The following is a 12,782-nucleotide window of genomic DNA, read 5'->3' as shown; positions in this document are numbered from 1 at the left end:
AATTGGAATATAGCAACTTGTTGCCAAATGCATGAGGAAAAAGCAGCATAGCCAAAAGAAAATATAGCAGAACTGTAAAATATAAAAGAGGTTGTGCCAACGTTTTGACACAACCTCATCGTAGTGAGAATACTTGAGAAATATAACGCCTCATCATAGCTTCATAAATTAAATTATCAAACAAGAGTTCCGAACTTCTATTTCTCCATGTCCTCTATGATGCAAATGATGAATTAGTCCGAATACTGATAAACCTTCAAATCGAACTTCGGAACCATTGCCAGCAAATGGTCGAAGATATCCGACTGAATACGCTCGTATTCTTTCCAGACCTTATTGCGGGAGAAGAAATAAACCTGAATAGGTACTCCGTACATCGTAGCTTCTTTCTGACTGATAATCAAATCCAACTCCTGATTGACCACAGGCAGACTACACAAATAGCGTTCAATATATACCCTGTACACTTGAGAATTGGTAGGAACGACTCCTTCTTCCGGCTGATAATCCGCCATTAATGGAATTTCTTTCCGGTAACGGTCCAACATTTCCGGAGTACAGAATTGAAGTGTAGTCAAATCCAAAGTTATACTCTTCATCACCCGTCGTCCTCCCGACTGTGTCATTCCCCGCCAATTCTGAAAAGGACTGCTCACTAATGTATAAGGAGGAATAGTGGAAATGGTATTATCAAAATTCTGGATCTTGACTGTATTCAGCGTTATTTCCTGTACAATGCCATTTGCGTCACCGGAAGGAAGCGTCACCCAGTCCCCCGGACGAACCATATCGTTGGCAGAAAGCTGGATACCCGCCACAAAACCTAATATGGAATCTTTGAATACTAACATTAAAATAGCCGCTGAAGCGCCCAAGCCCGCAAACAAAGTAGCCGGAGACTTATTCACGATAATAGCAATGATTACAATCCCGCCAACAAAGAAAAGAAGCACCTGCAACACTTGGATAAAACCTTTCATCGGGCGGTCTTTCATCGACTCTCTTCCGTCATAGATATCCATTATCATCAACAGAATCCCATTTATAGCCAATAGTAAAGAGAAAATAATATAAATGACGCACGCCTTCTGGGAAATCAGCAACAGCTCTTTTCCACGGATAAAAGCCATCGGCAACAACGAATAAACCAGAAAAGCCGGGATGGTATGAATCAAATTATGAAATACCCTACGCTTCATCAACAATGTATTCCATTGATGAGGTTTACGTCTCGTATACTGTTTCATACCTCCAATAAGAATTGCCTGGCAAAGATAATTCAAAACGATAGCAACCACTATCATCAGTAAAGCCATAATAGTCTCATCAAAACGATCGGCAACTGCCGGATCTATTCCCCAATTAATGAGGGTTTTATTCATCCATTTTCCTAAATCTACTACTAACATAACTTCTGTCTTTTTTTATAAATAACAGTAAAATATTCATTTGGTTTAGAAAAAAAGAGACTAGTATCCGATTTATCAAGAATCAAGACACCGGTCTCCACTGCTACTCTCTAAGCATATCATTTTTCGATGAGGGCTCCATCAGGGAATCACCATCACCCCTATTTCATTCATATTTACTTTAGCAACGGTAGCATCAGGTGTAGTGGCCTCCAGTTTAATGAAACGTGCCTGTACTTTCTGACTGAAAGCAACCGTCTGTGGCAACGGATTATGCATAATATTGCTGAACTCTCCACTGGCAGGCACTTCTTTCCAGCTCTTACCATCCATGCTTACAAAGAATTGATAACGGAATGCCATCGTCGGCTTTGCCTCCGCTTTTGAAGGCGCGTACGTGAAACTGCTCAATGTTACCGTCTTCCCCAAATCAATCGTTAATGGAGAAGCAGCAACCTGTTTCCATCCGGAACGCGGCAAATTATTCCAGTCTTCTTTCGTTGTTTCTTCCTGCAAAGGTTCTGCATAATAAGCGGCAACCTGACTAACGTAAGCAGTCAACCGGCACTCGTCTATTCTCACCCGGAGCTTATTGGCATTAACTGCCGGAAAGCGCAACATACGTTTATATCCTATCGTCGTACCTTTTCCTACTTCTTTCCAGCCATTATCCGTCAAGGCTTCCACAGTAAAAGCCTCTACCCTCTGCCCTTTCGTTATATCTTCCTGCAACATGACCAGATTGATTTCCGATTTGGACTTCAAGGCATAGACAGCCTCACCGCCCGAAGTAGTGCTCCAGTATTTTCTTCCGTTTTTCACCCGGTTGTCAGCAAACGTTTGTTGCCGATAATCAGCAAACTCTTTCAACCGCTTGATATCAGCTTCATGAATCAGTCCCCTCCGGTCAGGTGGAATATTCAACAGGAGCACTGAATTATATCCTACCGACTGGAAATAAATATCTGATAAATGCTTCAAAGATTTCACTTTACCATCTTCCTCCGCATGATAGAACCATCCCGGACGGATAGATACGTCGACTTCCGAAGGATACCAGAATAATTCCGTAGCTTTCTCCAATATCTTACGACTTCCCAAATCCTCTGCTTTACTGAAAACACCCAAACGTTTGTTGTTCTCTTGTGAACGGGCATATATACCGGGAGTCAACACAGTTGCGTTCCATTCCGTTTCACGGCCTACTCCTTTCTCGTTTCCGACCCAGCGGACATCATCCCCCATAATTGCCATCACAGCTTTGGGTTGGAGGCGTTGGATGGTTTGGTAAAAAGCGTCCCAGTCATACACTTGCTTCTTTCCGTTCGGACCTTCTCCATTCGCCCCGTCGAACCAGACTTCATGTACTTCACCATAATTGGTGAGCAATTCCGTCAATTGCCGAATAAAAAAATCATTGTAACGGGGAGAGTCTCCATAACATTCCGCATTCCGGTCCCAGGGAGAAAGATATACTCCAAACTTCATATCATATTTGTCACAGGCAGCACGAAGTTCTTTCACTACATCGCCTTGTCCGTTTTTCCAGGGAGAAGAGGCCACGGAATGTTTGGTAGTAGCCGTTGGCCAAAGGCAGAAACCGTCGTGATGTTTTGCAGTCAGAAGCACCATTTTAAAGCCGGCTTCCTTGAGGGTACGTACCCATTGTTCAGCATCCAGTTCCGAAGGATTAAAGAGCGCGGGATCTTCTTTCCCGTCCCCCCATTCACGTCCTGTAAAGGTGTTGATACCAAAATGAAGGAAAGCTGTTAATTCCATTTGTTGCCAAGCGTATTGCTGTGGAGTAGGTACCAGCCGCGCTGCCATATCAACCTTCTGTTCGATAGTTGCACTTTGAGGAAATTCAACATGCTTCACATAGTAATTTTCTTTTTTCTGCGCCTGCGCTCCACTCATGAGAGTAACAGACAATAAAAGAGAGGTTAGTAGTTTATTCATGGTCTATTAATTATTGCAATCGTACAAAGATAAAATAAAGGTGCAGATTTCACGATTCTCATGGAATATTTTCTTACGACATTCCATCCAATCAGTGTAACCCCCACCTTTATATATAATCTAAATAACCTATTGATTTAGTATCTATTTCACCGGATAAAGGGTAAATTCAAAACTCTGTTTCTTTAATGGAACCAAGTATTGCGGTAATACTCCGGGACCACAAGTAGCCGTTCCCACACCTGCCTGTTCAGCATCCAGATGCACTGTCAGCAATCCATCGCGTTCCAGTTCATTGATATGGCGGGCCTTCTCTAATAATACATCCGAGAAAGGAATGATACTAAACTGGAAAGCACGATCCGACTCAACAAAGATACCTTCGCCGGAAGTATCTGCCAACTTCACCCAACGTACATCGGTGCGGTTGCTTGTAGATTGCGGAGCAACATAATAGTGGAACATCCGTTCCGGTGTGGTCTGATATACACCGATTTTACCGGACTGATTGCGGTCAATATAGGTTTCATTATCTCCACGTCCCAAGTAAGAAACCTGATCGTAGGCGTTCGACACACGGAACGTCAATCCCAAGCGTGCCATTGATTTCACGATGGTCGTGTCGGGTTGGAAAGTTGTATGTACTTTCAGTGCACCGTTTCTATCCAGTGAATAAACAAAGTCAGCAATTCCTACCCTTTGCGTTTTTGCATTTAGAATTTCTACACGGGCAGTGGTCGAAGTCTTACTTTCCTTCAATGACACTACTTTCTGGGTCAGACAATCCAATCCCGCATCACGCCACAAGCGTGCGCCGTTCTTATCCCGGTTGTCATTATCCGTTGCCGGGCGGTAAAGGCTCAATGTCAGCGGAGTAGCCAATAATTCTTTGCCGTTCAAGTTCAATGAAGTCAGCGCGCCTGTTTGCTTATCAACGGTGAAAGTCGTTTCACCTGCTTTTTGCGGACGGTAGCCTGTGTAGTTCTTATTACCGGCAAATACAAACTGGTCGTATGCCACCTCCCAATCCTTATCTATCATTGAAGAAGCTTCACGACGGGTCCAGCTGATATTCAAATAAGCCTCACGGACTGTATTCGGAAGTTTTACAGCACCCAAAGTAACATCAACAGTAGCGTGTGGTGCACAATCAACCGTTTTTGTACCTTCCGCCAAAATCTTGCCATTATCTGCCGTCACATTCCAGTTCAGTACATACTCATTCAAGTTAGAGAAATCATACCAGTTCTTGACACGGATAGTCAGATTCTTCTGATTCGCCAGCGTTACTTTTATGTTCTGATATACTTTCTTTACTTCGAGCAAATGCGGGTGCGGTTCACGGTTGGCGCCCACCAAACCGTTACAGCAGAAGTTTCCGAAACTTGGAATTCCTTCCGGTCCGTAATCACCGCCATACGTCCAGTACCATTTACCATTCTTGTCTATTTCGCGGAATGACTGATCCACCCAGTCCCAAACGCAGCCACCTTGTGCCATCGGATTGTTTTCAAATACGTCCCAGTATTCTTTCAGTCCGCCGCAACTGTTGCCCATCGCATGAAGATATTCACAAAGAATGAAAGGGCGGTAGATGTCTTTCTCTTTTACGTATGCTTTGATATCGTCTACACTGCGGTACATACGACAGTAAATATCCGTATTATAGTTCAATTCGGCACGTTCATACTGTACAGGGCGAGTTTTCTCTACCGATTTCAGCCAGTCATAAGTACGTTCGAAGTTAATTCCGTTTCCTGCTTCATTTCCCAATGACCAGATAACGATAGCCGGGTGATTCTTAGAACGTTCATACATCCGGTGAGTGCGATCCATGTGTGCAGTCAGCCAGGTACTATCCTTGGCTAGGGAAGCAGGACCATATCCCATTCCGTGAGATTCGATGTTTGCCTCATCAATCATGTACAAACCGTAACGGTCGCAAAGTTGATACCAGTAAGGATGTGTAGGATAATGCGAGTTACGCACCATGTTGATATTGTGCTGCTTCATCAGTTTGATGTCCAGTTCCATCAGCTCCTTGCTCACGGTACGTCCCAGTTGAGAATGCTCGTGTCGGTTGGTTCCCTTCACCAATACCGGAACGCCGTTGATGCAGAAACGTCCGTCTTTGATTTCCGAGGTACGGAAGCCGACTTCACAACCAGTCAGTTCGGTTACCTTGCCTTGTTCATCCTTCAGTTCGAGTATTAATGTGTAAAGATGAGGATGCTCTGCACTCCAAGCCTTTACATCGGGAATATTCTTTTCATCAAACGTGATAAAATTGCTCAATCCGCGGGATTTTATCCGGATAGCATCCTGCAGGACAGCTTTGCCATCGGCGTCTTTCAGGGTATAAGCAATAGAAGTAGCTCCAGATATAGCAGAATGTCCCTCTACGGTCACTTCAAGTCCGAAAATACCATCTTTGTATTTCTCTTTTTCTAAAGAAGCATTCAGTTTATAATCCGCAATGTACTGTTTGGGAGTACTGTAAAGATACACGTCACGTTCGATACCACTCAAACGCCACATATCCTGACATTCCAGATAAGCACCCGAACTCCAGCGATACACTTCCAAAGCAACCACATTTTCGCCTTCATTGAGGACATCTGTAATATCCCATTCGGCAGCCGTCTTTGATCCCTGATTATAGCCAAGTAATTTTCCATTCACCCATACATAATAGAAAGAAATGACTCCTTCACAACACAGTACTACCCTGCGTCCTTTCCAGTCGGCAGGCACTTTGAAGGTACGTCGGTAGGAGCCGACTTCATTCTCCGCATAAGGCACCAGCGGCGGATTCTTCTTGAAGTTGAACATTTTATCATCAAACTCATACGTTTCGTTGACATAGATAGCCGTGCCATACCCCTGGCGTTCCCAGTTACCGGGCACATTGATATCCGCCCATCCTCCTGTATAATAAGAAGGTTGGTAAAAGTCCTTCGGACGATTATCGGGATTCTTCACCCAATGGAATTTCCACTTTCCATTGAGACTCATATAAAAAGGAGACTGTTCATACCCTCCCGGCTTTTCAATGTCGGAAGCGTTGACGTAAGGCCATACGTATGTGTGAGGAGCGAGTTTGTTCAGTCCCACCGCATACTGGCTTTGCCATTCGGGCAACGGTTGTTGTTGCGCTAAAGTGAAAGTAGCAGTCAGTCCTGACAATAGAACTAAAAGAGTTCGTTTCTTTAAGCTAATATTCATAAGCATGTCATCATAATTGGTTTATATAATAAATTAGGCACAGATTAAGCTGATTGACGCTATTATTTTATATACTCATCATTCTAAAAACCGTGAAATTCGTGTAATCCGTCTCTAATAATATAAGATTATTCTGCAAGAACACTTAATTGCTGTTTTTAACTATTTGATTACTATTCTATAATCACTTCATCAAAATAGACTCTCGCTTCCTGACCGGGACGGACATGCTCGTCGGGACATATCCCCGCACCTTCCGCCGTCACTCGGACATAACGGGCAGATACTCCGCCCATATCTATCGAATAGTCATTTCTAAAAGTTCCTTCCAGATAGATATCTTCCGGAGAGAAGTTCAATTCTCCCATAGTATGGTAGGTTCGATTGTCATCGGAAACTTCTACGCGAATCATCTTCGGTTTATGTGCTCCCATTCCATAATTCGTAATGCAACCGATGGCAAATTTATTCAAAATCTCCCGCCCCTGCAAATCTATCGTGAAAGATATAGAATCATTTTGATTCCAGTTACACCATTCAAAATCAGTATATTTCAGGCTTCCCCGCAATCCGTTGACTAACAACATTTCGTTCTTCTTATTGCCAAGCAAAGGTTTTGCCGTAGCTTTGTTCCATGTGAGTTGCAAGTCTAAAGTTTCTCCCATTTGCTTGCCGTTCATAAAGGTAGCGGCTTTCACCATTTGTGTCTTCGTCACACGGATAGGTCCGTCGTAACGATGAGAAGACATTGCCGGATTACTTCCGTTCAGTGTATAATGAATCTCTACATCCGGGCGGATACATTCCAAATTCACTTCCAAATGTCCGTCCACTGATGTCACCGTCTGTTGTATGTTATACATTGAACGGGCATAGACAATTCCTTTTTCCGCAATATGCGCGTTGTATGCGTCCATCCGCTTCAAGAATCCAGACCAGTCCTTCGTTCCTGCGGGCGTCCATGCCACTTCTGCTAAAGCGGCCAGGCGGGGAAACAAAAGATAATCCACATCTTCGGGTTTATTACAGAACTCTGTCCACATACAAGCCTGTACTCCCATTAACAAAGACTCATATTCCGGTTTCCAATCCTTCTGTACAGGTTCGTAATCGAAAACATCTTTCAGGGTATTGTTGCCAAAATAGGTTACCGGTTCAAACCATTGCGGTCCCTGATAACGAATCAAGTATAAGACACGCGCCGGAGTCATGATAAAACGATGTCCCTTTTCGGCAGCTTTCAGGGCAGCCGTTCCCATTCCCTGCCAACCGAGGATAATAGATTCTTCAGGAAGAAAAGAGCTGTTTGTCAACTCATCCCAGCCAATCACTTCACGACCTTTCTTACGCAGATAATCACTGATACGTTTCATGAAGTAACCCTGCAAATCTTCTTCATTGGCCAAACGCTGTTTTTTCATCCGTTTTTGGCAAAGCGGGCATTTCTCCCAGTTTGTCTTTCGCGCCTCATCTCCACCAACATGAATATAGCGAGAAGGGAAAAGCTCTAGAATTTCGTCAAAAACATCTTGCAAGAATGTAAATACGCTATCATTTCCCGCACAGTAGATAATCTCGGAATTTCGTCCTCCCAGTCCGGGAAGTACACCGACAAAGTCTTTCACAACCGGACAGGCAAGCTGGGGATAAGCAGCCAGAGCAGAGTTACTGTGTGCCGGTACATCTATTTCGGGAATGACTTCTATCTGTCTGTCGGCTGCATAAGCTACAATTTCCCGGATGTCCTCCTGCGTGTAGAAACCGCCTATCGGAGTAGGTTCTCCCCGTTCCGGGTTGCGACGTGAGTGGAAAGGCACATCTGTACGGTCTACTCTCCACGCTCCTATTTCCGTCAAACGGGGGTATTTCTTTATTTCAATCCGCCAGCCGTTATCGTCTGTCAGATGAAAATGAAGTTTGTTTATTTTCAGCATCGCCATACAGTCAATGATTCGCAGTACATTCTTTTTAGGGATAAAACAACGTACCGGATCCAACAGTAATCCGCGGAAACCGAAACGGGGTTCATCCTGAACCGTCATTGCCGGAACTCTCCAATCGACATTCCGGACCGGTTGTTCCGATTCTATGGCAGCCGGCAGAAGTTGGCGGATAGATTGCAGGGCATAGAAAAAGCCTTTTGTATCCGAAGCTTTAATGAGTATCTGTTCCGGCGTAATCTCCAGTAAGTAGGCTTCACTTTTTAAAGAAGAATCCGTCACAAAACGGACTTGTCCCTTTTCACGCCCGACATTCAAAGCAGGAGTTATTCCGGCAGCACGAGTAAACAAGTCAATAAAATTGCGAGCAATCACGGCTTGTTCCTGACTTTCTACCGCAAACACCGTTTGGGCTGAAAAGGTGAAGTTACCACGGCCCGGCACAATCTGTGTCGGGCGTGGTACTATTGAAATTAAAGGGGATGTTAAGTTATCAGCCTGCAAAAACGCTGTCAGTGGCGAAAGCAGTATGAGAATGATTAAGATGTATTTTTTCATGGCGTATGTACATTGGTATTATTCCTTGTCTCTCTCCGGTGAGAAGCGGACAGGATCATTGTATTGCTCCTGAAGTTTCAGCATTTCTTCTTTTAGTTCTTTCACTACCGGTTCATATTCAGGTTGTCCGTAGAGATTGTGCATTTCCGACGGGTCTGCCTGCAAGTCATAGAGTTCCCACCAGTTGATATCATTATAGAAATGAATCAGTTTATAGCGGTCTGTACGTACACCGTAATGACGTTTCACCATGTGTTCAGCGGGATATTCGTAGAAATGATAGTAGAGAGCCTTCCGCCAATCTTTCGGATGTTCGCCTTTCAGCAAGGGGACGAGAGATACACCTTGTATGTCTGAAGGAATCTCTGCTCCTGCCAATTCGAGGAAGGTAGGTGCATAGTCGATGTTCTGCACCATTTCAGTGATGTCTCCCCTGCGGTCGAATCCTTTCGGCAGACGCATGATAAGCGGTGTACGCATGGATTCTTCATACATGAAACGTTTGTCGAACCAACCGTGTTCGCCCATGTAGAATCCTTGGTCGGAAGTATAGACAACAAGTGTGTTATCCAGTAATCCTTTCTCTTTCAAGTAGTCGAGTACACGACCTACATTGTCGTCCAGCGACTTCACCGTCTTCATATAATCGCGCATATAACGCTGGAATTTCCAGTTGGCTAGTTCCTTGCCTTGCAGGTTCTGTTTATAGAAGTCGTCTATTATTGGGGTGTAGAATTTGTCCCATGCAGCACGTTGTGCTTCATCCATACGACCGATATATTTCTCATATAAGGATTTCAGACGGGTCTTTTTGTCAGAACGAAGCATTTTGAGGTCATAAATCATGTCCATGTCTTTCATAATGCTCATCTCTTGTGCGGCAGCGGCAGGGCGTCCTTCGTAATCGTCAAAGAAATTATCCGGCAATGGGAAAGTTTTATCCTCATACAAAGCCAAATTGCAAGTATCTGCCAACCAGTTACGGTGAATAGCCTTGTGGTGAATCAAAAGACAGAAAGGTTTCTCCGGATTGCGTTTGTTTTCTATCCAGTCAATGGCGTCGTCAGTGATAAGGTTCGTGATATATCCATGTTTTTGGATAGTGTCATTGTTCTGTGTGATGAAATCCGGATTGTAGTAGTCGCCTTGTCCGGGGACAATCTGCCAGTAATCAAAACCGGAAGGCAAACTTTCAAGATGCCATTTACCTACCAGTGCTGTCTGATAACCGATTTTCTGCAACAGCTTCGGAAAAGTTTGTTGCGAACTGTCGAATACGCAAGTGGTATTATCATAGAATTTATTAGCACAACTATGTTTACCTGTTATCATGCAGGCACGACTGGGACCGCTTAATGAATTGGCTACAAAACTTTGAGTGAAGCGTACACCATCGGCAGCAATGCGGTCGAGATTGGGTGTTTCCATGTAGCGTGTGTCGTAACAGCTCATCATTTGAGCTGTGTGGTCGTCTGTCATAATGTAGACGATATTCAAAGGTTTCTGCTCCACAGGCTTTTGCTTGTTTGAACAGGAAGCAAGGGAAGCTACAGCTGCTACTCCTGCTAAAGGAAAGAATAAGTTTGGTTGCAGTTTTTCCATAAATACTAATTTGTATAAGATTGTGTCAGCAAAGATAGAGGACAGCCATCTATTTAACTTCCACAAATTACCATTTAATTTCCAATAATCTCCATTTCTGCATAATTGACTAATAAATAGCCGGAAGCATATCGCCTTCTAACGATAGCTTCCGGCATAAAATTCATTTCACACTATTGAAAGCTAATTGAAAGAGATAGCATTAATAAAATAACTGATTAGCCCAGACTTTTTCAGCATCAGTCTGTACATAATTCTTATTTGTATAGATACGAATCCAATCAATTTCCATTCGAGGCGTATTATCATCCGTTTCACAATTGGCAATACTTTTCAGTACATTATCCCAACCTTCAGGCGCTTTACCAGCAGCCCGTTCCGAGCTTTCAGCCAATCTCATAAAGAAGTAGAGACCGGCACTGCCACCAGCAGCAGTAGCAGGATCAGGATTAGCAGTAGCAGGAGTTCCAGCCTTGTCGAATGGCCACCTGTCAGGAGATTGTGTACGATTCACAGTCAGATTGGTTGCTCCATTAATTCCTAAATTGATTATATTTTCATCCACAAGTTCCACCCAATATACATTCCATTCATTCGCTTGAGGTATTGCTACACTCTTTGAACCTATCTCATTATCAACAGTTACAGCCTGAGTAATTACAGAACCTTGAGTGTTCTTGAGAATATCGATCTCATCTTTCGTGTTCGGAAGGGAATTTTTCTGATTTTTAAGTCCGATTGTCGGAACAAAACCAGTCCGTATTCCTCTCAAACGCGCCTTCACTTCAATTCTCATACCAGGAAAGAACCGAGTATGTTGTGGGGCAAAAATACCACCAAATTTAGAACATTGCAATGCGGCGACACCGTAATCCTTGGTAGCAGTCATGGCACCAGTCCCCTGAACATTTTTATCCACCCACATATTTAAAATACCTTCATTGGTTATATTTGTACATTTTGCATTATTCACAGCTTGTATTTTCTGTGACGGTGCATCATTAATATCAGAAAAGGCCCAAGAAATACGATGTCCGAAAGCATTAGGGGTATTATTTCCGCCACTAAAACTATTATTAATATAATGGAACTCTATCGCATTGCATAATACCCAATCTTTATCTTTCAAAGCTGAAGTGGGATGAGCGCTATTCTTATTCATAGCTATTTTATCTCCCGTAAACCAACTTTCAATTGCAGTTTTATTTTTATCAGACATAAACGGCCTATCCGGGAATTCATACACCTTCGTTATATCAAACAGATTAGGATCTCCCATAGATTCCAAATCAGTCATAGTTATAGCCAGAGTAGAATTTATCATCGGATTCGCTGGAGAATCACTCTCCAGATTCAATACCAGTTGCAAATCCCCTGTCATTTCAAAATCCTGTTTAATAGTTACAGCATCACTTTTTGCCGAAGTTCTTCCTGCAGGAATTGTTAATGTAGAAGGTAAATTTTCATACCTATCTCCTTCCCCTTCTTTCGGAGTAATTTTCATATTAAGAGGTACGGAACTTGGTTTTTCAATCTTTGCAACTAATACAAACTTACCACCTTCCATTACTACATTCTCCGCATTGTTCTCCAATGATGCCATTATCCGATAATAATCGGAAACCTTAATTACCTGACTGGAGCCTTCCATCTTATAACCACGGGCAAAAGCCGTAAAGTTTATAGCAGTACTACCCGTCAGTCCGGATGCCTTTATCGGAAAATCCACCTGAATCTGTTTCTCCCCCTTCGGAAAAGTAACGATTCCATTGAACTGTTCGAATACATTCGAAGCATCCTCCGTTCCGGCTTTCGCCGTAAAGTAAATATCAAAATCTTCATTTGCTACAACCTCCTTGCCATCAGCATCCGGTTCCACATTAATATTCACTTTCAAGTGTTCTCCCATCGCAAATGCGTTGTCATTGATGCTCATCGTTAATGGCACGATTTCCGGCAGAGGGCGGTATTTCGTTTCTTCCTCACACCCAGTCAACCCCATGGTCAACAAGCATATCGGAAATATTTTATATAATATGTTCTTCATATCTTTATCTATCTAATTATCATAAATGAATTTTATTCAGTT

At 43.2% G+C, this 12,782-nt stretch carries 6 protein-coding genes; all 6 read right to left on the bottom strand.

Translation table 11 applies throughout. The features are described from left to right. Positions 1-233: 233 nt before the first annotated feature. The 6 genes from N5O98_RS19815 to N5O98_RS19790 all read right to left on the bottom strand — a co-directional run bounded on the left by N5O98_RS19815 (position 234) and on the right by N5O98_RS19790 (position 12,740). Positions 234-1,409, bottom strand: coding sequence for a mechanosensitive ion channel family protein (locus N5O98_RS19815; RefSeq protein WP_004311434.1), 1,176 nt, complete (start codon positions 1,407-1,409; stop codon positions 234-236). Positions 1,410-1,550: 141 nt separating this feature from the next. Next, positions 1,551-3,368 (bottom strand): alpha-L-fucosidase, encoded by a 1,818-nt coding sequence (locus tag N5O98_RS19810; protein ID WP_004304358.1) that lies wholly within the window; start codon positions 3,366-3,368, stop codon positions 1,551-1,553. Between the two features lie 144 nt (positions 3,369-3,512). Further along, the gene (locus N5O98_RS19805; RefSeq protein WP_182423466.1) at positions 3,513-6,599 is read right to left on the bottom strand and encodes a glycoside hydrolase family 2 TIM barrel-domain containing protein; all 3,087 of its coding nucleotides are present in this window, start codon (positions 6,597-6,599) and stop codon (positions 3,513-3,515) included. A gap of 167 nt (positions 6,600-6,766) precedes the next feature. Then, the gene (locus N5O98_RS19800; protein WP_004304360.1) at positions 6,767-9,091 is read right to left on the bottom strand and encodes a glycoside hydrolase family 20 protein; all 2,325 of its coding nucleotides are present in this window, start codon (positions 9,089-9,091) and stop codon (positions 6,767-6,769) included. Positions 9,092-9,109: 18 nt separating this feature from the next. Beyond that, positions 9,110-10,693, bottom strand: coding sequence for a sulfatase family protein (locus N5O98_RS19795; protein WP_004311433.1), 1,584 nt, complete (start codon positions 10,691-10,693; stop codon positions 9,110-9,112). A 202-nt stretch (positions 10,694-10,895) separates the two neighbouring features. After that, positions 10,896-12,740: a DUF5006 domain-containing protein gene (locus tag N5O98_RS19790; protein WP_118161348.1), complete on the bottom strand. Its 1,845-nt coding sequence runs from the start codon at positions 12,738-12,740 to the stop codon at positions 10,896-10,898. Positions 12,741-12,782 lie beyond the last annotated feature (42 nt).

The organism is Bacteroides sp. LFL-34, assembly GCF_027257075.1.
GTDB lineage: Bacteria > Bacteroidota > Bacteroidia > Bacteroidales > Bacteroidaceae > Bacteroides > Bacteroides ovatus.
Note: the sequence above shows the minus strand (reverse complement) of the source record. Positions and strands in the feature narration are given on the sequence as shown.

Bases quoted from the DNA above. Each gene is read 5' to 3' on its own strand.
- N5O98_RS19815 (WP_004311434.1), bottom strand. From the start codon at position 1,409: ATGTTAGTAGTAGATTTAGGAAAATGGATGAATAAAACCCTCATTAAT.
- N5O98_RS19810 (WP_004304358.1), bottom strand. From the start codon at position 3,368: ATGAATAAACTACTAACCTCTCTTTTATTGTCTGTTACTCTCATGAGT.
- N5O98_RS19805 (WP_182423466.1), bottom strand. From the start codon at position 6,599: ATGCTTATGAATATTAGCTTAAAGAAACGAACTCTTTTAGTTCTATTG.
- N5O98_RS19800 (WP_004304360.1), bottom strand. From the start codon at position 9,091: ATGAAAAAATACATCTTAATCATTCTCATACTGCTTTCGCCACTGACA.
- N5O98_RS19795 (WP_004311433.1), bottom strand. From the start codon at position 10,693: ATGGAAAAACTGCAACCAAACTTATTCTTTCCTTTAGCAGGAGTAGCA.
- N5O98_RS19790 (WP_118161348.1), bottom strand. From the start codon at position 12,740: ATGAAGAACATATTATATAAAATATTTCCGATATGCTTGTTGACCATG.